Origin of the sequence: Rhodococcus sp. SGAir0479 (genome assembly GCF_005484805.1) — a bacterium.
Taxonomy (GTDB): domain Bacteria; phylum Actinomycetota; class Actinomycetes; order Mycobacteriales; family Mycobacteriaceae; genus Prescottella.
Genome location: NZ_CP039432.1, coordinates 2,774,443 through 2,799,402, shown reverse-complemented (window position 1 = coordinate 2,799,402; position 24,960 = coordinate 2,774,443). Strand labels below are relative to the sequence as shown.

Genomic DNA, 24,960 nt, shown 5'->3' with positions numbered 1-24,960 from the left:
AGATCACGAGATTCTGTACATTTTCGATTTCGCGGCGGGCACTCTTTTCCGCCGGAGCGCGCGCTGCTGTCGCCGCTGTCGGCGCTGTCGGTGCCCGCGCCTACTCTGCCGCCATGAGGACGACGAGAATTCCGTTCGGCGAGGCGCGGGCCCAGTTGCGCGACCTGGTGTGCCGCGCGGCGTACGCGGGGGAGCGGATCACCATCACGCGCAACGGTTCCCCTGCGGCCGCACTGGTCTCACTCGAGGATCTCCGTGTCCTGGAAGCTCTCGCAGACCCCTCGACGGCCGTGCCCGAGCACCTCGCGACGGTCGACGAGTCCGTCGTGATCCGGGCGTCGCGCGGGATGGTGTGGGGCGTCTTCTCGCAGCACCGCTATCGCGTTCCCTGGTGGGGGGAACTCATGGTCGACACGTACCTGCACGGTGAGGCCATCGCGGAGTGGGACGAGCGGACCGGCCGCGTGGTCGAGTGCGACCCGGGCGAGTCGATCACGATGGTGTGGGGGAGCGGCTCAGCCGCCGATAGTGTCGAGGTGCGCATCGGTTTGTCCGACGCGATCGCTCTGTCCGACGCCGCGCCGGGCACCGTGGTCCGGATCCAGCAGGAGGGTGCCGGGCCCGGCGCGGACTACTGGCTCGAACGGTTGGCGGCGTGGCGCGACTACGCGGAGGCGCTGTCGTCCTCGTCGGTCCAGTCGTAGGTCCGCTCGACGGCGCGGTTCCATCCGGCGTACAGGCGCTCGCGCTCGTCGTCCTCCATCCGCGGTTCCCAGGCCTTGTCCTCGGCCCAGTTGTCGCGAATGTCGTCCTCGCCCTCCCAGAAGCCGACGGCCAGGCCGGCCGCGTAGGCTGCGCCGAGCGCCGTGGTCTCGTTCACGACCGGCCGGGTGACGGGAAGGTTCAGGATGTCGGCCTGGAACTGCATCAGCGTCTCGTTGACCACCATGCCGCCGTCCACCTTGAGCGTGCTCAGTTCCACACCGGAGTCGGCGCGCATCGCCTCGATCACCTCCCGCGTCTGGTAGGCGGTCGCCTCGAGCGCGGCCCGCGCGAGGTGCCCCTTGTTGACGAAACGCGTCAGTCCGGCGATGACCCCCCGGGCATCGGGACGCCAGCGCGGCGCGAACAGTCCCGAGAACGCCGGGACGAAGTACGCGCCGCCGTTGTCGTCGACCGTCTTCGCGAGCGGTTCGATCTCCTTGGCGGACTGTATGATTCCCAGATTGTCGCGCAACCACTGGACGAGAGAGCCGGTGACCGCAACCGAGCCCTCGAGCGCGTACACCGCGGGCTTGTCGCCCAGCTTGTAGCAGACGGTGGTGAGCAGGCCGTGTTCGCTGTGCACCGGTGTGGTTCCGGTGTTGACCAAGAGGAAATTGCCCGTGCCGTACGTGTTCTTGGCATCCCCCTCCGCCAGGCACGCCTGGCCGAACATCGCCGCCTGCTGGTCGCCGAGAATGCCGGCCACCGGGATACCCGCCGAGATGCCGGGCAGTTCCAGTTCGCCGTACACCTCGGACGAACTGCGAATCTCGGGCAGCATCGAGACGGGAATGCCCATCGCGTCGCAGACGTCGCGGTCCCAGTCGAGGGTCTCGAGATTCATCAGTAGTGTGCGCGAGGCGTTGGTGACGTCGGTGACGTGCAGGCCCCCGGCGAGATTCCACAGGATCCACGAGTCGACGGTGCCGAAGCACAGCTCGCCCGCCTCGGCGCGCTCACGGGCGCCGTCGACGTTGTCGAGGATCCACCGGGCTTTGGGGCCGGAGAAGTACGTGGACAGCGGCAGCCCGGTGGCGTCGCGGAACCGGCCGCGGCCCTCGTCGCCGGCCAGTTCGGTGCACAGGCGGTCGGTGCGCGTGTCCTGCCAGACGATCGCGTTGTAGACGGGCTTGCCGGTTTCGCGATCCCACACCACGGTGGTCTCCCGCTGGTTGGTGATCCCGACGGCCGCGATGTCCTTGGCGGTGAGATTCGTCTTCGCGAGCACCGACCCGACCATCTCGCGGGTGTTGCTCCAGAGCTCCTCCGGATCGTGTTCCACCCATCCCGGTTTCGGGAAGATCTGCTCGTGTTCCTTCTGCGCCACACCCACGACCCGCCCGTCGTGGTCGAAGATCATGCATCGGCTCGACGTCGTTCCCTGGTCGATGGCGGCGATGTACTGCGTCACGGTCGTCCTCGTCTCTCGGGCGGTATGCGCACGAAGCTACTAGCCTGGGAGCAGATTCGCCGACAACCACGGGAGACCGAGTTGGACAAGCAGCCTGGTGTGCAATTCCTGGGTCCGCAGCAGCGCGAGCGGGCCTGGGAGCAGTTGGGGACCGAGCAGTTCGACGTGGTGGTGATCGGCGGCGGAGTCGTCGGCGCGGGTGCCGCGCTGGACGCCGCGACGCGCGGTCTCAAGGTCGCACTCGTCGAGGCCCGCGATTTCGCGTCCGGCACCTCGTCGCGGTCGTCGAAGATGTTCCACGGCGGCCTGCGCTACCTCGAGCAGCTCGAGTTCGGGCTGGTGGCCGAGGCCCTGCACGAGCGCGAGCTGTCGATGTCGACGCTCGCCCCGCACCTCGTCAAACCGTTGAAATTCCTCTTCCCCCTCACTCATCGGGTGTGGGAGCGGCCCTACATGGCTGCCGGGATCTTCCTCTACGACCGGATGGGCGGAGCGAAAACTGTTCCGGCGCAGAAACATCTGACCCGCGCCGGAGCGCTGCGGATGGCGCCGGGTCTCAAGCGGGGCGCGCTCGTCGGCGGAATCCGGTACTACGACACCGTCGTCGACGACGCCCGGCACACCATGACGGTGGCGCGCACGGCGGCGCACTACGGGGCCGTGGTCCGCACGTCCACGCAGGTGGTGGGGTTCCTCCGCGAGGCGGACCGGGTCTCGGGGGTCCGGGTGCGCGACTCCGAGTCGGGGGAGACCACCGAGGTCAAGGGGCACGTCGTCATCAACGCGACCGGCGTGTGGACCGACGAGATCCAGGCGCTCTCGCACCAGCGCGGCCGGTTCCGGGTGCGGGCGTCCAAGGGCGTCCACATCGTCGTCCCGCGCGATCGCATCGTGAGCGACTCCGCCATCATCCTCCGTACCGAGAAGTCGGTCCTGTTCGTCATCCCGTGGGGCAACCACTGGATCATCGGCACCACCGACACCGACTGGAACCTCGATCTCGCGCACCCGGCCGCGACCAAGGCCGACATCGACTACATCCTCGGTCACGTCAACAAGGTGCTGGCCACGGCGCTCACCCCCGAGGATATCGACGGCGTCTACGCCGGCCTGCGCCCGCTCCTGGCGGGGGAGAGCGACGAGACGTCGAAGCTCTCGCGTGAGCACGCCGTGGCGCGGGTGGCGCCCGGCCTGGTCGCGATCGCCGGCGGCAAGTACACGACCTACCGGGTGATGGGCAAGGACGCCGTCGACCTCGCGGCCGAGGACATCCCGGCGCGGGTGGCGCCGTCGATCACCGAGAAGGTGCCGTTGGCCGGCGCCGACGGCTACTTCGCACTGGTCAATCAGGCGGTGCATCTGGGACAGGTGCACGGACTGCACCCGTATCGGGTGAAGCACCTGCTGGACCGGTACGGTTCGCTGATCGACGAGGTGCTCGAACTCGCGGACGAGTCACCCGAACTGCTCGAGCCGATCACCGAGGCACCCGACTACCTGCAGGTGGAGGCCGTGTACGCCGCGGCGGCCGAGGGCGCCCTCCACCTCGAGGACATCCTGGCCCGGCGCACCCGCATCTCGATCGAGTACTCGCACCGCGGCGTCGACTGCGCCGAACAGGTGGCCCGACTGGTGGCACCGGTCCTCGGCTGGGACGACGCCGCGATCGAGCGGGAGGTCGAGACCTACCGCGCGCGCGTCGAGGCCGAGATCATGTCGCAGGCCCAACCCGACGACGCCTCCGCCGACGCCCTGCGCGTGGCCGCGCCCGAAGCGCGCGCGGAGATTCTCGAGCCGGTCCCGGGCGCGGCCGCTAGTGGGTCAACACGACTTTGACGACCACCACCGCGGTGGCGACGACGGCGAGCGCCACCGCGGCGATCAGGGTGTTGCCGGTGGGACGTTCGCCGCGCAGTCGGGTGATGACGAACACCATCGACGCGATGCGCACCAGGATCGCGACCTCGGCGATCACCTGCGCGGTGAAGGCCTCCACCCAGCCGAAGTAGGCCGTGGCCAGCACGACGATCGGGACGACGGCGGAACTGAGTACCGGCACCGAATCGCGCAGTTCGGCGAGCCGCTCGGCGGTGGTGAGCTGGCGCCCGGATCGCACCGATCGGCCGACCCCCTCGGCGAAGACGTGCGCGATGAAGGTCGAGATCGCGGTGCCGGCGACGATCGCGATCGTGCGGGAATCGCTGCGCGAGATGGTTTCCGGGATCAGCGCCGCCAGGATCAGGATGTTTCCGTACACGTAGGCGCTGATCCGGCTCGCGGCATTGTCCTTGTCGAGCGGAACCGACCGGCTGAGCAGCGGTCGGTGCATCAACGAACGCAGATCCGATTCCATGCGACAAAGCGTCGCACAGACGACCCGCGGGCGGCGCGTAGTGACGCAGGTCGTCGCTAGGATCGCCGGAGCGGGATCGAGGTCTGGAGGACGAGTGGCGACCGAGCGGCGCACGTCGGCCGGCAGGGGCATCGAGGAGCGTCGTGCCGCGCGGCGTGACGCACTGCTCGCCGCGGGTGTCGACCTCCTCGGAGCCGGGGACGGGGCCGCGGTCGGCGTGCGTGCGGTGTGCCGCGCCGCCGCGCTCACCGAACGGTATTTCTACGAGAGTTTCTCCGACCGAGACGAATTCGTGCGAGCCGTGTACGACCACGTCGGTCGGCAGGCGCAGGAGGCGCTCGTCGGAGCGCTCGGTTCGCCGCGGTCACCAGGGGAGCGGGCCGCGGCGGCCGTGACCGCGTTCGTGGAACTGATGGTGGACCACCCGGCCCGCGGTCGAATTCTGCTGTTGGCACCGCTGACGGAACCGGCCCTCGGCGGGCAGGGCCTCGAACTCGCGCCGGCCTTCGTGCTGTTGGTGCACGAGCAGCTGTCACACATCACGGACCCGGACGAGCGGCAGATGACCGCCGTCGGGCTGGTGGGCGCGTTGACCAGCTTGTTCATCGGACTTCTCGACGGCACCATCACCGCGCCCCGGGACCGCTTCGTCGCGCACTGCGTCACGCTGCTCGCGGCGGCGGGTCAGCGCGGCGGCTGACACCGGGGGCAGTAGAAGATCGACCGTTCGCGCCCGGGCGTCTCCCCGAGCTCGCCGGCCACGATCGTCGTTCCGCATCGCAGGCACGGCTTGCCCCCGCGCCCGTACACCCAGCTGCGCCGGCCGGGCCGACGATCGCCGGTGGTGACCCGCGCGACCCGGGCCCGGTTGGCCTGCAGGAGCCGGTACGCGAGGTCGACCGTGCGAGGCAGGTCCGGGACCCGCGCGGTGGGGGTACGCGGGTCGACGCCGCGCAGGAAACAGATCTCGTTGCGGTACACGTTGCCGATCCCGGCCATGATCCGCTGGTCCAGGAGGGCCTCGCCGATCGGGCGATCGCCCGCGGCCACCAGGTTGGCCGTCGCGGCGTCGGCATCCCAGTCGGGGCCGAGGAGGTCGGGTCCGAGATATCCCACGACGTCCCCCTCGTGGGCACGCTCGATCACCTCGGTGATCCCGAGCGCGAACCCGACGGCCACCGTGTCGTCGGTCCCGAGGATGATCCGGGCCTGATGGGCGGGGCGTTTCCAGCGCGCGCCGCGGGGATACACGTGCCACACCCCCTCCATCTTCAGGTGGGTGTGAATCGTGAACTCACCGACGCGGGTGAGCAGATGCTTGCCCCTGGCCACGGTCTCGTCCACCCGCAGGCCCGTGAGGTCGACGGTGGCGTACCGCGGGACCCGGACGTCGCACTCGGTCAGTGTGTGGCCGGTGAGCGCGGCGTCGAGCCGCTGCGCCGCCTGCCAGACGGTGTCTCCCTCGGGCACGGGTCACGCCCGCAATCGGTAGCCGCGCGGGGTGGCCGAGAACCCGACCTCGGCGAGGAGCTGCCCGAAGTCGTGACCGTGGATGGTCGATCCGTCCACCTTCTCGACGACGACCTTGTCGATGCCGCCCCGCTTGACGGCGGCGGCGAGCGACTCGGCCGCGGTGCGCCGGGCCCCGATGTCGTCGGTGAAGGTGAGCAGGGTGCGGCCACCGCGTTCGACGAACAGCACCAGCTCGCCGTCCACGAGCACGACCAGCCCGCCGGCCTTGCGGCCCGGGCGGTGCTTGGGGGCGTCGTCGGCGGCCATCGACGCCGGCCACGGCAGGGCCGCACCGTACGGATTGGCGGGATCGGACGCGGCGAGCGTGACCGCGGGCGCGGCCTCGTGCCGCCCCTCGATGGACTCGCCGTAGGTGCGCAGCCGGTCGACCACGTCGGGGGTGGAGAACTGCGCGCCGCCGAGGGTGTCGACGAAGTAGCCGCGGCGACAGCGTCCGCTGTCCTCGAAACCGCTGAGCACCTTGTACATCAGGGCGAAACCGCCGGGGACGTCCTCGCCGACCACCGAGCCGCGGGTGACGACTCCGTACCGTTCGAGCAGCAGATCGGCGGTGGCGTGCGCGCGCAGTGTGGGGTCGGGTTCGGGCTCGGGCAGCAGCGACCACCGCCCGCCGGCGGCGGGCGGACCGGATCTGGTGGGCAGCGTGGGGCGCGAGAGCCGCCGGTAGGCGTGGGCACGGGGAGCGCGGCGCGGGGTGCGGTGGCTGGTGGTGGTGCGGGAGGTGTCCGACAGCAGCGCCCGCAGCGGGGCCAGGGTGTCGCCCGCGACGTACCCGGCCCACACCAGATCCCACAACGCCGACATGAGCGCCTTGTCGTCCATGCCGCCGGAGGGGGCCAGTCCGCCGGCGCCGACCGCGTCGGACAGCTGCCGGAAGAAGTACGCGCCGCCACCGGCGAGGGTGTCGAGGATCCCGCGGTGGACGTCGGTGAGCTCGATGTCGGCGGGCGGAGTGAGCGTGAGCGGCGCCGACTCGGCCAGGTGCAGGCGCACCCAACCGTCCTTGCCGGAGATCTGGCCGCCGCCCGACCACAGCACCTCCCCGGTGGAGGTGAGTTCGTCGAGCATCGCGGGGGAGTAGTCGCGCACCCGGGAACCGAGCACCAACGATTCCAGCGCCGACGCCGGAACCGGCACGCCCGCAAGCTGTTCCACGACGGAAACGACGCCGTCGAGGCCGCGCAGCGAACCCCCGACATGCTGCCACCCGGGCAGGAACCGTCCGAGGGTGGCGGTGCTGACCGGTTCGACCTCCTCGCGGGCCGCGGCCAGCGACCGGCGGCGCAACCGGCGCAGGACTTCGGCGTCGCACCACTCGCTGCCGGAGGCGCCGGGCCGGAACTCGCCCTCCACCACCCGTTTCTCGGAGGCCAGCCGGACCAGGACGTCGCGGGCGACGGCGGATCCGAGGCCGAACCGTTCGGCCGCCTCGGACACCGTGAACGGGCCGTGGGTGCGGGCGTACCGGCCGAGCAGGTCACCGAGCGGGTCGTCGACCGGTTCGATGAACGCGGCGGGGGTGCCGATCGGCAGCGGCACACCGAGGCCGTCGCGCAGACGTGCCGCGTCCTCGACGGCCGTCCACCACTGCCGGCCGGCGAACGAGACCCGCAGCGCCCGACGGTGGTCGACGAGCTCCTCGAGCCACGGCCCCGGGTCGGCGGTCGATCGGAGCGCCGCCTCCTCGGTGGTGAGCGGTCCGAGCAGGCGCAACAGGTCGGCCATGCCTTCCATGTCGCGCGCGTGCCGCTCGGGGACGAGGCGCTGCAGTTCGCGTTCGGCCTTCGCGATGACGTCGGCGTCGAGCAGCTCGCGCAATTCGACACGGCCGAGGAGTTCGGCCAGCAGGGTCGAGTCGAGCGACAGCGCCGCCGCGCGCCGCTCGGCGAGTGGGCTGTCGCCCTCGTACATGAACGCACCGACGTAGTCGAACAGCAGCGAGTTGGCGAACGGTGACGGCGTCGCCGTCTCGACCTCCACCATCCGGATCTGGCGCCGCGCGATCCGGCCGAACAGGTCTCGCAACGCGGGCAGGTCGTAGACGTCCTGCAGACACTCGCGGACCGTCTCGAGCAGGATCGGGAACGTCGGATACTTGCGCGCGACGTCGAGCAACTGCGCCGAGCGCTGGCGCTGCTGCCACAGTGGTGCCCGCTTGCCGGGGGTGCGCCGCGGCAACAGCAGTGCGCGCGCGGCACATTCGCGGAAGCGGGACGCGAACAGGGCGGAGCCGCCCACCTCGTCGGTGACGATGTCCTCGATCTCGTCGCGCTCGAAGGCGAACAGATCCGCTCCGGGCGGTGTGTCCTCGGTGTCGGGCAGGCGGACGATGATGCCGTCGTCGGACGCGGTGGGAGCCGCGTCGACGCCGAACCGTTCGCGCAGACGCGCCCCGATCGCCAGCGCCCACGGCGCGTGCACCCGCAGGCCGTACGGAGAGTGCAGGACCAGACGCCAGTCGCCGAGCTCGTCGCGGAAGCGCTCGACGACCAGCGTGCGGTCGGTGGGTACCCGCCCGGTCGCCTGCTGCTGGTCCGCGAGCAGCGCCGCCAGGTTGGTGGTGGCGTTGGTGTCGAGTCCCGCGGCGACGAGGCGCGCGGTCACCTCGTCCGCGGTGGCCGACGACAGCTCGCGCAGGAAACCGCCGAGTGCCTCGCCGAGTTCGGCGGGACGCCCCAGCCCGTCACCGTGCCAGAAGGGAAGCCGCCCCGGCAGACCGTACGCCGGGCTGACGAGGACCCGGTCGAAGGTGATCTCCTCGATCCGCCAACTGGTGGCACCCAGCGCGAACACGTCGCCGACGCGGGACTCGTAGACCATCTCCTCGTCGAGCTCGCCCACGCGCGACTGCCGCTCACCCACCATGTACACCGCGAACAGTCCGCGGTCCGGGATGGCGCCACCCGAGGTGACCGCCAGACGCTGCGAGCCGGGCCGGCCGGTGAGTGTGCCGCCGTCGCGATCCCACACCAGCCGGGGACGCAGTTCGGCGAACTCGTCGGACGGGTAGCGGCCGGCGAGCAGGTCCAGCGTGGACTCGTACGCCGAGCGCGGCAACGTCGCGAACGAGCCGCTGCGGCGGACCACGTCGTACCACTGCTCGACGTCGAGTGGCTCGAGGGCCGTGGCCGCGACGGTCTGCTGCGCCAGGATGTCCAGCGGATTGGCCGGGATCTCGAGCGCCTCGATCTTGCCGGCGGTCATGCGCTCGACGGTGACGGCGCAGTGGATCAGGTCGGTGCGGTGCTTGGGGAATAACACGCCCCGCGAGATCTCACCCACCTGGTGCCCGGCGCGGCCCACCCGCTGCAGGCCGCTGGCGACCGACGGCGGCGCCTCCACCTGGACGACGAGATCGACTGCCCCCATGTCGATTCCGAGCTCGAGGCTGCTGGTGGCGACCACACAGCGCAACCGTCCGGACTTGAGGTCGTCCTCGATGATCGCGCGCTGGTCCTTGCTGACGGAGCCGTGGTGCGCGCGCGCCAGCACCGGGTCGGCACCGTAGTTGACCTCGGTGGGGGCACCGAGCTGCGCCGGCGGCTTGCCCTGCCGCTCCACCGCGCCGCCGAGACGTTCGGCGTAGATCTCGTTGAGCCGGGCGGTGAGCTTCTCGGCGAGGCGGCGCGAGTTGGCGAACACGATCGACGACCGGTGGTCGAGGATGAGGTCGACGATCTGTTCCTCGACGTGCGGCCAGATCGACCCCGCCTGCGGGCTGGGGGACGCCGAGTCGGGATCGGGTTCGGCGATGCCGAGCTCGGTCATGTCCTCGACGGGCACCCGCACCGTGAGGTCGAAGGTCTTGGCCGCGGGCGGTGCCACGACGCGGATGGGAGCGGCACCCGCCAGGAACCGGCCCACCTCCTCGTGCGGACGTACCGTCGCCGACAGCCCGATGCGCTGCACGGGCCTGGCCAGCAGCATGTCGAGACGCTCGAGCGACAACGCCAGATGGGCGCCGCGCTTGGTGCCGGCGACCGCATGAACCTCGTCGACGATCACCGTCTCGACGCCGGTGAGCGTCTCGCGCGCCGACGAGGTCAGCATCAGGAAGAGTGACTCGGGCGTGGTGATGAGGATGTCCGGGGGCGTCTTGACGAGCTGACGGCGCTCCCCGGCGGGGGTGTCGCCGGACCGGACTCCGACGCGGATCTCCGGTGGGGTGAACCCCAGACGCTTGGCGGTCTGGGTGATTCCGACCAGCGGGGCGCGCAGGTTGCGTTCGACGTCGACTCCCAGCGCCTTGAGCGGGGAGATGTAGAGAACCTTGGTGCTGGGCTTCTCGTCGTTCGTAGTGTCGTCGGCGTTCGGGGCGGCGCCGGCCAGCCGATCGAGTGCCCACAGGAACGCCGACAGGGTCTTACCGGAGCCGGTGGGCGCCACCACCAGGGTGTGCGAACCACTCGCGATCGACTCCCACGCACCCAGCTGCGCGGGCGTCGGCGCGTCGAAGGCACCGTCGAACCACTCCCGGGTGGGGGCGGAGAAGCGGTCGAGGACGGCGTCCATGCGATCCATCTTGCATCGACCGTCCGACAGCCGCTGCGCAGTGGCTACCGTGCCGATCAAACGTACGGACGAGACAGATCGGTCCGGGATCTCCGTAAGGCGTACAGACCGTTCCGCACTCATTACTCTGAAGGTGTTCCGGACGGTCTTTGACCAGGTCGGGGCCGTCTTCCTGCAAGGAGGGGAGCTCCCCGTGAAACTCCACAAGACTGCGGCCGTGTCCGTGCTCGCCATCGCGGCGCTGGGAGTCGCCACCGGTACCGCTCACGCCGATCCGGCACCGCCGGACCAGCCGCCGGCGGTGCAGTATGTGGACGCCCGTCAGGACGCCTACGACAACATGGTCCGGCAGATCGAACAGGGCTGGTTCAACGGTGGCGCCATGAACGCCCAGATCGGTGCCGGCGTCGGCGCCGCCGTCGGCTGCGTGCTGTTCCTGTTCGTCGGCTGCCTCCCCGGGGCGGCGATCGGCGGCGCGATCGGTGCGGCGACGGGTATCGGCAACGCCAATCCGGCGGTGCAGCCCGCCATCTTCGATTTCGTCGAGACCCTCTACTGACCCGCCCGGACGCTCGCCCCGGAGTCGGGGAGGGGCGAGCCGGAGCGGAGCAGGACACGCAGGTTGTCGATGACGATGCGGGCGGACACGGTGGGGTCGAGGGCACGTTGGATGCCCAGCCCCACACCGAGACCGAGCACACTGCGCGCGGCGTCCTCGGCGGACAGCGGTAACCGCACTCCCGCCGTGGCGGTGAGCGAGTTCAGCAACGTGACGACCGTGCCGTGCGCCAGACCCAGCGTGGACGTCAGCGCGGCCCGCACGTCCGGGTCGTGCCGCGTGGCCGCGATGAACTCGAACTCGAGCATCGTCCAGCCCACGTCGCCCAGTGTCTTCTCCGCCCAGTCCTGCAGTCGCACCAGGAGCGCCTCCAGGTCGGCACGCTCCTCGGACAGCAGCGTGGCGACCTCCTCGAACTTCGTCGAGTGGATCAGGTCCAGAACCTCGAGGCACAGCTCCTTCTTGCCGCGGAAGTTCGAGTACACGGCGCCCTTGGAGTAGCCGGCGGTCTCGGCGACCTTCTCGAGCGAGGTGGCGGCGTAGCCGTCGGTGAGGAACAGATCCCGTGCGGTGGTGAGCAGCTCGGCGCGGGTTCGGGCCTGACTCTCCGATCGGGTCAAACGTGGCATTCGTTCATTCTCTCCGAAGTTTGGGGTACCGACGGTATCTGAATTCTGTTAGCTTCTGCGTATGACGTCGAGTGACACACATCTCCGTCGGGGTCTGGTCATCGGATGCGGGGGAACGCTCGGAGCGGCCTGGACGGTCGCCGCGCTGGTCGCGGTGCGGGACGCGCTGGGCTGGGACCCGCGCGATGCGGACGTGCTGGTGGGGACCTCCGCCGGTGCCGAATTGGTGACCATGCTCGGCGCCGGCATCGGGGTCGACGAGATCCTCGCGATGCAACTGGGCGAGTCCACCCACCCGACCCTGTCCGGCCATCTCGCCGGAGCCCCGGGACGCTTCCCGCCCCTGCCGCGGCCGCGGCTGGGGTCGCCCGGACTGGTGCGTCGCGGCCTGCCTACGGTCACCGGTCTCAGCGGTCTGCTGCCGGAGGGCGGCGGCGACGCGGGGTGGCTCGACCGGCTCGCGGTCGGCGTCGCCGGCGGCCGCGGGTGGGTGCCGCATCCGCAGACCTGGCTCGTGGCAATGGATTACGCATCCGGTGAGCGGGTCGCCTTCGGTAGTTCCGGCGCCCCCGCGGCCTCGCTGTCGCAGGCGTTGCGGGCCTCGTGGGCGATCCCCGGCTGGATGCCGCCGGTGGAGATTGCGGGCCGACGCTTCGTCGACGGCGGGGCCGCGTCCACCGCCTCCGCCGATCTGCTGGCCGGCCGCGGCCTCGACGAGGTGGTCGTGCTCGCGCCGATGGCGTCCCGCGGCCGGATGCCGGGGCGCGGGCCCGCGGTCCTCGAGCGGCTGGTGCTCCGGAACTGGATGAGCGCCGGCCTGGACACCGAGGTCGCGGCTGTCGAAGCGTCGGGTACCCGGGTGATCAGGCTCGACGCGACCGCCGACGACCTGGCCGTGATGGGGCCGAACTTCATGGACGAGCGCCGGCGGCTCGCAACGCTCGAGCACGCACTGCGCAGCACCCGGGCGGCCGTCGCGCGGGCCGTGACCACGACGGGAGAACAGGCATGAAGCATCATCACGAGGTGATCGTCGTCGGCGCCGGGATCTCCGGCATCGGCGCGGTGATCCGGCTGCAGCGGCTCGGGATCACCGACGTGCTGGTCCTCGAGAAGGGGGACGCGCTGGGCGGGACATGGCGCGACAACACGTATCCGGGGTGCGCGTGCGACGTCCCGTCGGCGCTGTACTCGTACTCGTTCGCGCCCAACGGCCACTGGAGCCGGTTGTTCGCGGGGCAGCGGGAGATCCGCGACTACATCGAACGGACCGCGGCCGCGCACGCCGTCCACGACCGGGTGCTGTTCGGCACCGAACTGCTGCGGGCGCGGTGGGACGAGGCCGAGCACCGGTGGGCGCTGGAGACGAGCGCGGGCGCCCTCACCGCGGACTGCCTGATCACGGCCGCCGGACCGTGGAATCAGCCGCTGATCCCGGACATCCCCGGGCTCGACGGGTTCACCGGGGAGGTGTTCCACTCGTCGCGCTGGAACCACGACTACGACCTCACCGGCAAACGCGTCGCGGTCGTCGGAACGGGCGCGTCGGCGGTGCAGTTCGTGCCCGAGATCGCGCCGCACGTGCGGCAGCTGCACCTGTACCAGCGCACCGCGCAGTGGGTGTTGCCCAAACCCGACACAACGCTGCCCGCCCCGGTCCGTTCCGTGCTGGGCTCGGTGCCCGGCGCACTGAAGGCGTTGCGACGCATCGAGTACGGAATCATGGAGGCGCTCGGCGTCGGGTTCCGCAACCCGTGGATCCTGCGGGTCGTCCAGCAGATCGGGCGGATCCAACTGCGCGCGCAGGTCCGCGACCCGCAGCTGCGGGAGGCCCTGACCCCGGACTACACGCTCGGCTGCAAGCGCCTGCTGATGTCCAACACGTACTACCCGGCGCTGACCCGCCCCGAGGTCGAGGTGCACGCCCATGCCGTGCGGGCGGTGCGCGGGAACGTGGTGATCGGTGCGGACGGGCAGGAGCGGGAGGTGGACGCGATCATCTTCGGCACCGGCTTCCACATCCTCGACATGCCCATCGCGAGCCGGGTGTTCGACGGGCACGGCCGCAGCCTGGGCGACCACTGGAAGGGCAGCCCGCAGGCCTACCTGGGGACGACGATCGCCGGGTTCCCCAACGCCTTCGTGCTGCTCGGACCGGCGCTGGGTACCGGGCACACGTCGGCGTTCATGATCCTCGAGGCGCAACTCGACTACCTGGCCGCGGCGATCTCCGCGGCGCGGGCCGCCGGCTGGACCCGGGTGGAGACGCGGCCCGAGGTGCAGGCCGCGTTCAACGCCGAGGTCCAGCAGGCGCTGGCCACCACGGTCTACAACGCGGGCGGTTGCCGGAGCTACTTCCTGGACGTCAACGGCCGCAACAGTTTCAACTGGCCGTGGTCCACCGGCCGGATGCGCGAGCGGCTGCGGAACTTCGACGATGCCGCGTACCTGACGTCGGCCGGGATGTCGTCGTGACCGGGTACCCCGCGATCGAGATCGCGGGCGCACGCGTGCTGGTCACCGGGGCCGGCCGCGGCATCGGGCGTGCCACCGCCGCGGCGTTCGCGGCCCGCGGGGCCACCGTCGCGCTCGCCGACATCGACCGCGGCGCGGTGACGGACGTCGCCGCGGGGCTGGGCACCGCGCACGTGCTCGACGTGCGGTCGCGAGCGTCGTGGGACGCGTGCGTCGCGGAGGTCGGGCCGATCGACATCCTCGTCGACAACGCCGGCGTCATGCCCGTCGGCGGATTTCTCGACGAGCCGGACGCGACCGGGGAGATGACGATCGACGTCAACGTCTGGGGTCCGATCCACGGGATGCGGGCGGTGGTGCCCGGCATGATCGAACGCGGACGAGGACACGTCGTGAACATCGCGTCGCTGGCCGGCAAGATCGCGATCCCCGGCCTGGCCGTCTACAACGCGAGCAAGTATGCGGCCGTGGGGCTCTCCGCCGCGGCGCGGCTCGAGTTCGCCGACCACGGCGTCAGTGTGTCGACGGTACTGCCGAGCGCCGTGCGCACCACGCTCACGTCGGGCATCCCGCTCGGCAAGGGGTTGCCGACGGTCGACCCGGAGGACGTCGCCGCCGCGGTCGTCCGCACCGTCCGGACCCGGCGCGCCGAGACCCCCGTGCCCGGCTACCTCGCTGCGCTCGACCTCGGGTTGGCCGTGACGCCGGAACGGTTGATGCGCGTGATCCGCCGCGCCGTCGGCGGTGAGCGGGCGCTCACCCGTGTCGACCCCACGGCCCGCGCCGACTACGACGCCCGGTTGCGGCGGGTCGAAGGCGAGTGAGGGGCGGGCGGCGCGTCGTTCACCCGAACTCCACGCCCTGCGCGAGCGGCAGCTCGTCCGAGTAGTTGACGGTGTTGGTGGCGCGGCGCATGTACGACTTCCACGCGTCCGAACCGGACTCGCGGCCCCCACCGGTGTCCTTCTCGCCGCCGAACGCGCCCCCGATCTCCGCACCGGACGTGCCGATGTTGACGTTCGCGATGCCGCAGTCGGAGCCGTCGACGGCGAGGAACCGTTCCGCCTCGCGCTGGTCGGTGGTGAAGACGGCGGACGAAAGACCCTGTGGCACACCGTTGTGGAGGGCTATGGCCTCCTCGAAGGTGTCGTACGTGAGCACATACAGGATCGGCGCGAACGTCTCGGCCCGGACGATCGCGGTCTGGCCCGGCATCCGCACCACCGCGGGAGTCACGTAGAACGACTCGCCGGAGCCCACCCGCTTCCCGCCCGCCACCACCACACCGCCGTCGGCGCGTGCGGTGTCGAGCGCGGCGTGCATCGCGTGGTACGACGCCCCGGAGACCAGGGGCCCCACCAGGACCCCGTCGTCGAACGGATTGCCCACCGCCAGTTGCCCATACGCGTCGGCGATGCGGTTCGTCACCTCGTCCGCCACCGATCGGTGCACGATCAACCGGCGCAGCGTCGTGCACCGCTGGCCCGCGGTGCCGGCGGCGGCGAAGACCACCGCCCGCACCGTGAGATCCAGATCCGCCGACGGAGTCACGACCGCGGCGTTGTTGCCGCCGAGCTCGAGCAGGCAGCGACCGAACCGGGCGGCGACCCGCGGCGCCACCGCCCGGCCCATCCGGACCGAACCGGTGGCGCTCACCAGCGCGACGCGGGGGTCGTCGACCAGCTGCTCACCGACCACCGCGGTGCCGAGCACCACGTGGTGCAGACCTTCCGGGGCGCCGGACTCGGCGGCCGCGCGGCGCAGCAACGCGTCACACGCCATCGCGGTGAGCGGCGTGACCTCCGACGGCTTCCACACCACCGGGTCGCCGCACACCAGCGCGAGCGCGGTGTTCCACGCCCACACCGCCACCGGGAAGTTGAACGCCGAGATCACACCCACCACCCCGAGCGGGTGCCACGTCTCCGACAACCGGTGACCCGGGCGCTCCGACACCATCGTGCGCCCGTACAACTGCCGTGACAGACCGACCGCGAACTCGCACACGTCGATCATCTCCTGCACCTCGCCCAGCGCCTCCGACGGGATCTTGCCCACCTCGAGCGTGACGAGGTCCGCCACGTCGGCCTTGTGCCGGGTGAGCAGTTCGCCCAGACGGCGCACCACCGCCCCGCGCCGCGGCGCCGGCACCAGCCGCCAGGCCGCGAACGTCTCGTGCGCCCGAGCGACGGCCGCGTCGACGTCGGCGGACGTACTCGGGTGCAGGAACGCCAGAACCGAACCGTCGACGGGAGTGCGCGCGGTGAGCGGGGCCGGACCGGCGTCGCCGGCGATCTCGGGAAGCTTTGCGCCGCACCGGCTGAGCGCGGCGATCGCGTGCGCGGCGTACGTGCCGCTTCCGGGACGGGTCATGGCGGACCTCCTGAGCGTTGCTGTTGACGGCGGTACAACTCGTAGGGATCGTGGACCTCGCGGCCCACGATGGCGGCGAGGGCACCCAGGTCGTACACCGTGCCGGCCTCGCCCGGGGCGGCCGCGGTGTCGCGGTCGAGGTTCGACCGGAAGATCCCGGCCGCGGACCGGGGCAGGAAATCCTCGTAGACGATGGGCGCACGGACCCCGTCGTGGTAGGTGAAGTACCCCATCCCGAGCTTCTCCAACTCGTCCTCGGATGCCGGGAACCGGCTGTCCCACAACCCGTGCGCATTCGCCGGATCCGCGTCCAGCAGCTCGTCGTACAGCGCGCAACCGGACGGGGTGAGCGCGATTCCGCGCGCCTCCACCTCACCGAAGCGCACGCGAAGTTCGCCGTCGACGACCGAGCCGTCCGGCAACGCGAAGCGGCGGGCCTCGGCCAGCGCGCGGAACGACGTCTGCCGCAGCAGGACGGCCGGCCCGGCCCACCGCGGTGGGCCCTGGATCCGGTCGATCATCGCGATCCCGCGCGCCGTCATCCGCGCGTACAGGTCGTCGATGTCGAGGACGCGCGGTGTCAGGTGGTTGACGTGCGTGCCGCTCACGCCGCCGATGTCCGCGGCCACCGCCGACACCTGCTCGAGCTCGCGGTACCAGGCCCGGTCCACCGGTTCGCGCGACAGCTCGAACACCGCCGTCGCGAGCGCGGTGAACCGTTGGGCCTGCGGCTCGTCGAGGCCGCCGTCGTCGGCGGCGCGCCGAGCCAGCGCGAGCAGGACGTCCGGGAACAGGTGCCGCCGAGCCAGGAACGCCTCGAGCCGCTGCTGCAGATCGGCGTCGAAGAACCGCCGGTCGGCTGTCGTCAGCATCGACGTGAACACCCGGAACGGGTTCCGGGCCAGCTCGGCGGGGTCGATCGGCCGGAACGCGGTGGAAACCACCGGCACCGGCGGCGTGGCGTCGCACAGGTCGTAGAACCCCACCGGATACATGCCGAAACCGGCGAACAGGTCGGCGACATCGCGCAATTCGGACGCGGTGCCCACGCGGATCGCACCGTGTCGCTCGGCGGTGACGCGCGCGATGCTGCCGAACCGCTCCGCCGAGGCGGGGTGCGCCGCCAGGAAGTCCGCATTGACCTGTTCGGTGACGTCGACGAGCGTCGTGTAGGCGGGCACCTCACGGCCGTACATGCGAGACAGCGCCGCAGCGAATCTCGACCGTAGCTCGTGGATTTCGGCCATCGCCCCTCGATCGTACGAGTCCGGTGACGGGGACGGGGGCGGCAGCGGTGACGTAGCCTGGGGACATGAGCACCGCGGTCCGCCCGGCGGCCGGTGACTCGGACCTCCCGGCCGGGCGCGTGCACGACGTCCTGCGAGCGCACATGCTCACGGACGGATTCGACCTCGTCCTCGACCTCGAGAACTCCCGCGGGGTGCGGCTGGTCGACCTGCGCGACGGCACCAGCTACCTCGACATGTTCGGGTTCTTCGCGTCGTCCGCGCTGGGGATGAACCATCCGGCGCTCGCCGACGACGCGGCGTTCCGCCGGGAACTGGCCACCACGGCGGTCAACAAGCCCAGCAACTCCGACGTCTACACCGTGCCGATGGCGCGGTTCGTCGACACCTTCGCCCGGGTCCTCGGCGACCCGGCGCTGCCGCACCTGTTCTTCGTCGACGGCGGCACCCTCGCGGTGGAGAACGCACTCAAGGTTGCATTCGACTGGAAGAGCCGGCTGAACGAGGCGTACGGCCGCGACCCGGCGCTCGGGACCCGGGTGCTGCACCTGACCGAGGCGTTCCACGGCCGCAGCGGCTACACCCTCTCGCTCACCAACACCGATCCCGCCAAGATCGCGCGGTTCCCCCGATTCGCGTGGCCGCGGATCGACGCGCCGTACCTGGCCGACGGACGCGACGTCGAAGGTGCCGAGGACCAGGCCGTGGCGCAGGCCCGGCGCGCGTTCGCCGAGCACCCGCACGACATCGCGTGCTTCGTCGCCGAACCGATCCAGGGCGAGGGCGGTGACCACCACTTCCGGCCCGAGTTCTTCCGGCGCATGCACGAGTTGTGCCGCGAGCACGACGCGTTGCTGGTCCTCGACGAGGTGCAGACCGGCTGCGGGCTCACTGGAACCGCGTGGGCCTACCAGCAACTGGGGATCAGTCCCGACGTCGTCGCGTTCGGGAAGAAGACCCAGGTGTGCGGGATCATGGCGGGCGGACGCGTCGACGAGATCCCCGACAACGTGTTCGCGGTGAGTTCACGGATCAACTCGACGTGGGGCGGCAACCTCACCGACATGGTCCGGACTCGCCGCCTGCTCGAGGTGATCGAGGAGGACCGACTGGTCGACCGCGCGCGGCTGTGCGGGCGGCATCTCCTCGCCCGGCTCGAGGAACTGGCGGCCACACACCCGGCCGTCACGGAACCGCGCGGGCGCGGGCTGATGTGCGCGATCACGCTGGCCACGCCGGAGCTGCGGGACCGGGTGGTGGTCCAGCTCCGAGAGCGCGAGCACGTGCTGTTCCTCGCGACGGGGGAGCGCGGCATCCGGTTCCGGCCGCCGCTCACGGTGACCGTCGCCGAACTCGAGGCCGCGGTCGATGCGCTGAACCGCGTGCTCACCCGCGTGGCCGGTTAGGGACCGAAGTCCCCGATACCAGGTGTTTCGGCCCACATCGGCGGTGCGCCGGCGAGGGCGGCGGTTTCGTCTCGTTACGATTGTCGAGGTCTATCGAGGAGGCAGACGAGTGCAGATCACCAGCGTCGGACACGCCGGATTCCACATCCAGACCGAAGCGGGGTCGATCCTCTGCGATCCGTGGGTGAACCCCGCGTACTTCGCGTCGTGGTTCCCGTTCCCCGACAACACCGGGCTCGACTGGGACGCGCTCGGCGACGTCGACTACCTGTACGTCTCGCACCTGCACAAGGATCACTTCGACCCCGAGACGCTGACGGCGCACGTCAACAAGGACGCGACCGTGCTGCTACCGGACTACCCGGTGCCGGACCTCGAACGCGAACTGCGCAAGCTGGGCTTCACCAAGTTCTTCGAGACCGAGGACTCGGTCAGGCACACGGTCTCCGGTCCCAAGGGCGACCTGGACATCATGATCATGGCGCTGCGGGCCCCGGCCGACGGCCCCATCGGCGACTCGGGCCTCGTCGTCTCCGACGGCGAGACGGTGTGCTTCAACATGAACGACGCCCGCCCGGTCGACATGGACCCGATGCTCGAGGCGTTCGGCAAGGTCGACATCCATCTGCTGCAGTACTCGGGCGCGATCTGGTACCCGATGGTCTACGACATCCCGGCCGGCACCAAGCGCAACTTCGGCAAGCAGAAGCGCCAGCGCGGCATGGATCGCTGCCGCAGCTACATCGAGCAGGTCGGGGCCACGTGGGTCGTGCCGTCGGCCGGTCCGCCGGTGTTTCTCGACGCCGCGCTGCGGGACCTCAACGACGACCACGGCGACGAGGGCAACATCTTCCCCGACCAGATCGTGTTCCTCGAGCAGATGCGCCTGCACGGCAACGACGGCGGGCTGCTGATGATCCCGGGTTCGACCGTCGACATCCACGGCGAGAAGGCCGCGCTGGCGCACCCGATCCCCGATGCCGACGTCGAGAAGATCTTCTCCGACAAGGCCGCCTACATCGAGGACATGGCGCAACGGATGGCGCCGGTCATCGCCGCGGAGAAGGCCACCTGGGCGCCCGCCGAGGGCGAGCCCCTGCTCGGTCCGCTCAAGGCCAAGTTCGAGCCGATCATGGCGCAGTCGGACCTGATCTGCGACGGCATCGGCTACCCCGTGGGCCTGGTGATGGGCGACGAGACCGTCGTCCTCGACTTCCCGAACCGCACCGTGCGCGAACCGAAGGACGGTGACGGCAAGTACCGCTACGGTTTCCGCATCGCGCCCGAGCTGGTGCGCACCGTGCTGCGCGACGACGAGCCGGACTGGGTCAACACCATCTTCCTGTCCACCCGCTTCGAGGCCTGGCGCGTCGGCGGCTACAACGAGTTCCTGTACACGTTCTTCAAGTGCCTCACCGACGAGCGCATCGCGTACGCCGACGGTTGGTTCGCCGAGGCGCACGACGACAGCGCGTCGATCGAGGTGGGCGGCTTCGAGATCCAGCGCCGCTGCCCGCACCTGAAGGCGGATCTGAGCAAGTTCGGTGTGGTCGACGGCTCGACGCTGACGTGCAACCTGCACGGCTGGCAGTGGGACCTCGAATCCGGTCGCTGCAAGACGTCCAAGGGCCACGAGCTGCGCTCGAAGAAGTTGAGCTGACCCGGCGAACCGCCCGCCACGCGAGCCCGGCGCCGAGACTCTACGAGCCTCGGCGGCCGGGCTCGTCTAGTTTGAGCGCATGACGTCCTTCCCCGGAGCGAAGCCCGGCGCGAGCATCCCGATCGAATCCGTCCCCAACCTGCGCGACATCGGCGGCTACCGCACCCGCGACGGGGCCACGGTCCGGTTCGGGCGCTACTACCGTTCGACGGACCTCAGCAAGATCACCGTCGACGACGCCCCGCGGCTCGCGAACCTCGGCCTGGTCACGGTCTTCGACCTGCGCACCCACTCCGAGCGGGAGGCCGCGCCCGACCGGGTGCCGCCGGCGGCGCGGGAGGTGCCCCTGGACGTGCTGGCCGACAAGGCCCTGCGGTCGGTCCCCGCGCAGATGCAGGCGGTCATGTCCGACCCGTCGATCGCGGTCTCGATGCTCGGCGAGAACCGGGCGGTCGAGTACTTCCTGGGCAGCTACCGGGACTTCGTCACGCTGCCGAGCGCCGTCGCGTCGTACCGCACGCTGTTCACGGATCTGGCCGCCCGCGAGACCCTCCCCGCTCTCGTGCACTGCACCACCGGCAAGGACCGCACCGGCTGGGCGACGGCATCGCTGCTGCTGCTCCTGGGTGTGGACGAGGACGACGTCTTCCACGACTACCTGCTCACCAACAGTCAGCTGCTGCCGTCGTTCGCGTCGGTGTTCGACAAGTTCACCGCCGCCGGCGGCGACCCGGAACTGCTGAAGCAGGTGCTCGGTGTGCGGCCGGAGTACCTGCAGGCGGCGCTGGGCCGGATGCGGGAGAGCTTCGGTTCGATCGAGGGCTACTTCGCCGACGGCCTCGGCATCGACGCCGCCGGGCAGGACGCGCTGCGCGCACACCTGCTCGAGGGCTGATCGGCCGCGGTCAGGCCGAGATCCGCAGCGGCCGGGCGAGCACCCGCGCCACCACCAGGCCGATCGCGATGCCGACGGCGTCAGCGGCGGCGTCCCACACCGAACAGCTGCGCTGGATGGGCAACGCGCCCTGCAGGACCTCGGAGAGCCCCGCGAACACCAGCAGCCACGCGGCCGTCCACGCGGCACCGATGCGGGCGTAGCGGGACGTGACGGCGAGCGCGGCGAACATCAGCGCGTGCGTCACCTTGTCGCTGTTCTCCGGTCCGCTCGGCACGGTGGAGCCGGGGGAGAACATCATCACCAGCACGATGACGGTGGCGATGGCGAGCGGCACGTAGCGCGTGTCGAATCGGTCGAGCATCGGCGTCAGTGTCCCGTGACCGCGAGGCCGAGCGCGCCCTCGGCGAAACGCCGGACGGCGTCGGTGGCCGTCGCGAGGGCGTCGGCGTGGCCGGCGCGTGCCCAGCCGCTCAGGACGCCGTCGCCGCCGTCGGGGGTCAGACCCACTTCGGCGAGCAGTTCACCCGTCGTGGGCTCGCACACCGCCCAGGAAAAGTGCTCCTCGATCTCCCACTGCCGGGTGCGTTCGGCGATGTAGCCGGGATCGGCGACACCGCCGTCGCGCAGCGCGGGGCGGTCGTCGACGCGCTCGTCGGCGCGGAGTGCGCGCAGATACCAGGAGCCGGCATTGATCTCGATCGGTTCCATCAGCAGCCGCCGCGTCCTCTCCTGCCGTCCTTGCCGCCGAAGAGGATCGCCGCGGCCGCGGGGATCAGGAGGAAGAACAGCCAACTGTTGTCGATCGGCACCACGAAGAACAGTGCCAGCGCCACGAACGGGATCACCGCCATGACGGTGTTGCGCCACGTCTTCTCACGGTCGGCGCCCTCGGGCTCCGAAGCGACCTTCGACGGCGTGGACGGTGTGAGCGACGGCAGATCGGCGAACACCGTGTCCAGCTGTCCGCGGGTGGTGGCCGCCGCGATCCGGCCGCTGCGCTCGTCGAACTCGGTGACGGTCAGCCGGCCGTCGGAGAAGTGTTGCGTCAGCGCCTCGAGCGCGTGTTCGCGTTCGGCGGTGCCGATGCGGATCTCCGGAAGGTCGGACATGGCGTAGAGACTACTGCCCGAACAGCACTGTGCGCGCCTCGCGAATCTGCGAGGCGCGCACAGGTGAAGCGCTGTCAGCTGCGGAGCGTCACTTCAGCTCGGCCAGGACCGTGCCCTGCGTGATGGCCGCGCCGGCCTCGACCGACAGACCGGTGACGACACCGGCCTTGTGGGCGGTGACCGGGTTCTCCATCTTCATGGCCTCGAGGACGACGATCAGATCGCCCTCGGCGACCTCCTGGCCCTCCGCGACGGCGACCTTGACGACGGTGCCCTGCATCGGGGCGGTCACGGCGTCACCCGACGCGGCACCGGCACCGGCGCCACCGCGCTTGCGGGCCTTGGGCTTCTTGCGGATGACACCGGCGGGCGCTCCGCCCGTGCCGACCGAGAACGAGCCGGGCAGCGAGACCTCGACGCGACGGCCACCGACCTCGACGACGACCGACTGCCGGGGCAGGGTCTCCTCGTCGTCCGCGGCCACGCCCGAACCGGCGAAGGGCTCGATCGGGTTGTCCCACTCGGTCTCGATCCACTTGGTGTAGACCTCGAAGCCCTCGCCGTCGCCGATGAACGCCGGGTTCTCGACGATGTGGCGGTGGAACGGGATGACCGTGGCGAGGCCGTCGACCTCGAACTCGGCGAGCGCACGAGCGGCACGCTGCAGCGCCTGCTCGCGGTTCTCACCCGTGACGATCAGCTTGGCGAGCATCGAGTCGAACTGGCCGCCGATGACATCGCCGGCGACGACGCCCGAGTCGACGCGCACACCGGGGCCCGTGGGCTCCTTGTAGACGGTGATGGGGCCGGGGGCCGGCATGAAGCCGCGGCCGGCGTCCTCGCCGTTGATGCGGAACTCGAACGAGTGGCCGCGCGGGGTGGGGTCCTCCTTGATGGAGAGCTCCTCACCGTTGGCGATGAGGAACTGCTGACGCACCAGGTCGATGCCGGCGGTCTCCTCGGTGACCGGGTGCTCGACCTGCAGGCGGGTGTTGACCTCGAGGAACGAGACCGTGTCGCCCTGGACCAGGTACTCGACCGTGCCGGCGCCGTAGTAGCCGGCCTCCTTGCAGATGGCCTTGGCGGACGCGTGGATGCGAGCGCGCTGGTCGTCGGTCAGGAACGGCGCGGGGGCCTCCTCGACCAGCTTCTGGAAGCGGCGCTGCAGCGAGCAGTCGCGGGTGCCGGCGACGACGACGTTGCCGTGCTTGTCGGCGATGACCTGGGCCTCCACGTGGCGGGCCTTGTCCAGGTACTGCTCGACGAAGCACTCGCCGCGACCGAACGCCGCGATGGCCTCACGGGTGGCCGACTCGAACAGCTCGGGGATCTCCTCGATGGTCTGCGCGACCTTCATGCCGCGGCCGCCACCACCGAAGGCCGCCTTGATCGCGACCGGGACGCCGTACTGCTTGGCGAACTCGACGACCTCGTCGGCGTTCTTGACCGGATCCTTGGTGCCCGCGGCCATCGGCGCCTTGGCGCGCTCGGCGATGTGGCGGGCGGTGACCTTGTCACCCAGGTCGCGGATCGACTGCGGCGACGGGCCGATCCAGATCAGGCCCGCGTCGATGACGGCCTGAGCGAAGTCGGCGTTCTCGGACAGGAAGCCGTAGCCCGGGTGGATCGCGTCGGCGCCGGACTTCTTCGCGGCGTCGAGGATCTTGTCGAACACGAGGTAGGACTCGGCCGACGTCTGGCCACCGAGCGCGAACGCCTCGTCAGCGAGCTTCACGAACTGTGCGTCCGCATCGGGCTCCGCGTAGACGGCGACGCTGCCGTAGCCGGCGTCCTTCGCAGCTCGGATGACCCGGACAGCGATTTCGCCGCGGTTGGCGACGAGCACCTTCGTGATCTGCGCGCTGGCTGGAGTGGGCACTGAGCCTCCTGTGTTTCGCATGGTCGGTCCCCGCCGTTTGCCTGTGGGCGTCACGGGCAGGTTAGTCGTTGGCATCTCATCGGAGTGTATGCATCAATCCGATAGACGATGTAACCGGATAGCGCTTACACATTAAGTGCTCGATGCGGCG

21 protein-coding genes are annotated in these 24,960 nt (G+C 70.5%); 10 read left to right on the top strand and 11 right to left on the bottom strand.

What is annotated here, in order from left to right; all coding sequences use genetic code 11:
* Positions 1 to 113: 113 nt before the first annotated feature.
* Positions 114 to 704 (top strand): type II toxin-antitoxin system prevent-host-death family antitoxin, encoded by a 591-nt coding sequence (locus E7742_RS13100; RefSeq protein ID WP_137799339.1) that lies wholly within the window; start codon positions 114 to 116, stop codon positions 702 to 704.
* Here the strand turns inward: E7742_RS13100 and glpK are convergent.
* Positions 665 to 2,176: a glycerol kinase GlpK gene (gene glpK / locus E7742_RS13095; RefSeq protein ID WP_137799338.1), complete on the bottom strand. Its 1,512-nt coding sequence runs from the start codon at positions 2,174 to 2,176 to the stop codon at positions 665 to 667. The genes E7742_RS13100 and glpK overlap by 40 nt on opposite strands.
* An 81-nt stretch (positions 2,177 to 2,257) precedes the next feature.
* Here glpK and E7742_RS13090 point away from each other — a divergent pair, with 81 nt between their 5' ends.
* Positions 2,258 to 4,012 (top strand): glycerol-3-phosphate dehydrogenase/oxidase, encoded by a 1,755-nt coding sequence (locus E7742_RS13090; RefSeq protein WP_137799337.1) that lies wholly within the window; start codon positions 2,258 to 2,260, stop codon positions 4,010 to 4,012.
* On the opposite strand, the gene E7742_RS13085 is transcribed toward E7742_RS13090, so the two are convergent.
* A complete protein-coding gene (locus E7742_RS13085; protein ID WP_137799336.1) occupies positions 3,990 to 4,529 on the bottom strand; it encodes a hypothetical protein in 540 nt (179 codons plus the stop codon). The two genes, E7742_RS13090 and E7742_RS13085, sit on opposite strands and share 23 nt — an antisense overlap.
* A 94-nt stretch (positions 4,530 to 4,623) precedes the next feature.
* On the opposite strand from E7742_RS13085, the gene E7742_RS13080 reads away from it, so the two are divergent.
* Positions 4,624 to 5,229 (top strand): TetR/AcrR family transcriptional regulator, encoded by a 606-nt coding sequence (locus E7742_RS13080; protein WP_137799335.1) that lies wholly within the window; start codon positions 4,624 to 4,626, stop codon positions 5,227 to 5,229.
* On the opposite strand, the gene E7742_RS13075 is transcribed toward E7742_RS13080, so the two are convergent.
* Both E7742_RS13075 and E7742_RS13070 read right to left on the bottom strand, forming a co-directional pair.
* Entirely contained in the window at positions 5,214 to 5,999 is a 786-nt protein-coding gene (locus E7742_RS13075; protein ID WP_137799334.1) for a DNA-formamidopyrimidine glycosylase family protein, read from the bottom strand. The two genes, E7742_RS13080 and E7742_RS13075, sit on opposite strands and share 16 nt — an antisense overlap.
* Positions 6,000 to 6,002: 3 nt before the next feature.
* Entirely contained in the window at positions 6,003 to 10,574 is a 4,572-nt protein-coding gene (locus tag E7742_RS13070) for an ATP-dependent helicase (RefSeq protein WP_137799333.1), read from the bottom strand.
* A gap of 193 nt (positions 10,575 to 10,767) precedes the next feature.
* Here E7742_RS13070 and E7742_RS13065 point away from each other — a divergent pair, with 193 nt between their 5' ends.
* Positions 10,768 to 11,133, top strand: coding sequence for a hypothetical protein (locus E7742_RS13065; protein ID WP_254698998.1), 366 nt, complete (start codon positions 10,768 to 10,770; stop codon positions 11,131 to 11,133).
* On the opposite strand, the gene E7742_RS13060 is transcribed toward E7742_RS13065, so the two are convergent.
* The gene (locus tag E7742_RS13060; protein ID WP_137799332.1) at positions 11,127 to 11,762 is read right to left on the bottom strand and encodes a TetR/AcrR family transcriptional regulator; all 636 of its coding nucleotides are present in this window, start codon (positions 11,760 to 11,762) and stop codon (positions 11,127 to 11,129) included. The two genes, E7742_RS13065 and E7742_RS13060, sit on opposite strands and share 7 nt — an antisense overlap.
* Positions 11,763 to 11,823: 61 nt before the next feature.
* Between E7742_RS13060 and E7742_RS13055 the strand changes: the two genes are divergently transcribed.
* The 3 genes from E7742_RS13055 to E7742_RS13045 are packed head-to-tail and all read left to right on the top strand — an operon-like array spanning position 11,824 to position 15,061.
* Positions 11,824 to 12,774: a patatin-like phospholipase family protein gene (locus E7742_RS13055; RefSeq protein ID WP_137799331.1), complete on the top strand. Its 951-nt coding sequence runs from the start codon at positions 11,824 to 11,826 to the stop codon at positions 12,772 to 12,774.
* Positions 12,771 to 14,237 (top strand): flavin-containing monooxygenase, encoded by a 1,467-nt coding sequence (locus E7742_RS13050; RefSeq protein WP_137799330.1) that lies wholly within the window; start codon positions 12,771 to 12,773, stop codon positions 14,235 to 14,237. The genes E7742_RS13055 and E7742_RS13050 overlap by 4 nt, the downstream gene beginning before the upstream one ends.
* Positions 14,234 to 15,061, top strand: a complete 828-nt coding sequence (locus E7742_RS13045; RefSeq protein ID WP_137799329.1) for an SDR family oxidoreductase — start codon at positions 14,234 to 14,236, stop codon at positions 15,059 to 15,061. Before E7742_RS13050 ends, E7742_RS13045 begins: the two co-directional genes overlap by 4 nt.
* A gap of 19 nt (positions 15,062 to 15,080) precedes the next feature.
* On the opposite strand, the gene amaB is transcribed toward E7742_RS13045, so the two are convergent.
* Positions 15,081 to 16,610: an L-piperidine-6-carboxylate dehydrogenase gene (amaB, locus tag E7742_RS13040; RefSeq protein WP_137799328.1), complete on the bottom strand. Its 1,530-nt coding sequence runs from the start codon at positions 16,608 to 16,610 to the stop codon at positions 15,081 to 15,083.
* Entirely contained in the window at positions 16,607 to 17,857 is a 1,251-nt protein-coding gene (gene hglS, locus E7742_RS13035) for a 2-oxoadipate dioxygenase/decarboxylase (protein WP_137799327.1), read from the bottom strand. Before hglS ends, amaB begins: the two co-directional genes overlap by 4 nt.
* Positions 17,858 to 17,922: 65 nt before the next feature.
* Here hglS and lat point away from each other — a divergent pair, with 65 nt between their 5' ends.
* The 3 genes from lat (at position 17,923) to E7742_RS13020 (ending at position 21,818) form a co-directional block, all read left to right on the top strand.
* Positions 17,923 to 19,263, top strand: coding sequence for an L-lysine 6-transaminase (gene lat, locus E7742_RS13030; RefSeq protein WP_137799326.1), 1,341 nt, complete (start codon positions 17,923 to 17,925; stop codon positions 19,261 to 19,263).
* Positions 19,264 to 19,372: 109 nt separating this feature from the next.
* A complete protein-coding gene (locus E7742_RS13025; RefSeq protein ID WP_137799325.1) occupies positions 19,373 to 20,923 on the top strand; it encodes an MBL fold metallo-hydrolase in 1,551 nt (516 codons plus the stop codon).
* Positions 20,924 to 21,002: 79 nt separating this feature from the next.
* Positions 21,003 to 21,818, top strand: a complete 816-nt coding sequence (locus E7742_RS13020) for a tyrosine-protein phosphatase (protein ID WP_137799324.1) — start codon at positions 21,003 to 21,005, stop codon at positions 21,816 to 21,818.
* A gap of 10 nt (positions 21,819 to 21,828) precedes the next feature.
* Here E7742_RS13020 and E7742_RS13015 read toward each other — a convergent pair whose 3' ends face one another.
* From E7742_RS13015 to E7742_RS13000, 4 genes are all read right to left on the bottom strand, one after another.
* Positions 21,829 to 22,182: a VanZ family protein gene (locus E7742_RS13015; protein WP_137799323.1), complete on the bottom strand. Its 354-nt coding sequence runs from the start codon at positions 22,180 to 22,182 to the stop codon at positions 21,829 to 21,831.
* A 5-nt stretch (positions 22,183 to 22,187) separates the two neighbouring features.
* Complete coding sequence (locus E7742_RS13010) at positions 22,188 to 22,529, bottom strand: hypothetical protein (protein ID WP_137799322.1); 342 nt, start codon at positions 22,527 to 22,529, stop codon at positions 22,188 to 22,190.
* Entirely contained in the window at positions 22,529 to 22,930 is a 402-nt protein-coding gene (locus E7742_RS13005; RefSeq protein ID WP_137799321.1) for a DUF1707 SHOCT-like domain-containing protein, read from the bottom strand. The genes E7742_RS13010 and E7742_RS13005 overlap by 1 nt, the downstream gene beginning before the upstream one ends.
* Before the next feature lie 88 nt (positions 22,931 to 23,018).
* Entirely contained in the window at positions 23,019 to 24,809 is a 1,791-nt protein-coding gene (locus E7742_RS13000; protein ID WP_137799320.1) for an acetyl/propionyl/methylcrotonyl-CoA carboxylase subunit alpha, read from the bottom strand.
* Positions 24,810 to 24,960 lie beyond the last annotated feature (151 nt).

Bases quoted from the DNA above. Each gene is read 5' to 3' on its own strand.
- E7742_RS13100 (WP_137799339.1), top strand. From the start codon at position 114: ATGAGGACGACGAGAATTCCGTTCGGCGAGGCGCGGGCCCAGTTGCGC.
- E7742_RS13085 (WP_137799336.1), bottom strand. From the start codon at position 4,529: ATGGAATCGGATCTGCGTTCGTTGATGCACCGACCGCTGCTCAGCCGG.
- E7742_RS13070 (WP_137799333.1), bottom strand. From the start codon at position 10,574: ATGGACGCCGTCCTCGACCGCTTCTCCGCCCCCACCCGGGAGTGGTTC.
- E7742_RS13060 (WP_137799332.1), bottom strand. From the start codon at position 11,762: ATGCCACGTTTGACCCGATCGGAGAGTCAGGCCCGAACCCGCGCCGAG.
- E7742_RS13055 (WP_137799331.1), top strand. From the start codon at position 11,824: ATGACGTCGAGTGACACACATCTCCGTCGGGGTCTGGTCATCGGATGC.
- E7742_RS13050 (WP_137799330.1), top strand. From the start codon at position 12,771: ATGAAGCATCATCACGAGGTGATCGTCGTCGGCGCCGGGATCTCCGGC.
- amaB (WP_137799328.1), bottom strand. From the start codon at position 16,610: ATGACCCGTCCCGGAAGCGGCACGTACGCCGCGCACGCGATCGCCGCG.
- hglS (WP_137799327.1), bottom strand. From the start codon at position 17,857: ATGGCCGAAATCCACGAGCTACGGTCGAGATTCGCTGCGGCGCTGTCT.
- lat (WP_137799326.1), top strand. From the start codon at position 17,923: ATGAGCACCGCGGTCCGCCCGGCGGCCGGTGACTCGGACCTCCCGGCC.
- E7742_RS13020 (WP_137799324.1), top strand. From the start codon at position 21,003: ATGACGTCCTTCCCCGGAGCGAAGCCCGGCGCGAGCATCCCGATCGAA.
- E7742_RS13015 (WP_137799323.1), bottom strand. From the start codon at position 22,182: ATGCTCGACCGATTCGACACGCGCTACGTGCCGCTCGCCATCGCCACC.
- E7742_RS13010 (WP_137799322.1), bottom strand. From the start codon at position 22,529: ATGGAACCGATCGAGATCAATGCCGGCTCCTGGTATCTGCGCGCACTC.
- E7742_RS13005 (WP_137799321.1), bottom strand. From the start codon at position 22,930: ATGTCCGACCTTCCGGAGATCCGCATCGGCACCGCCGAACGCGAACAC.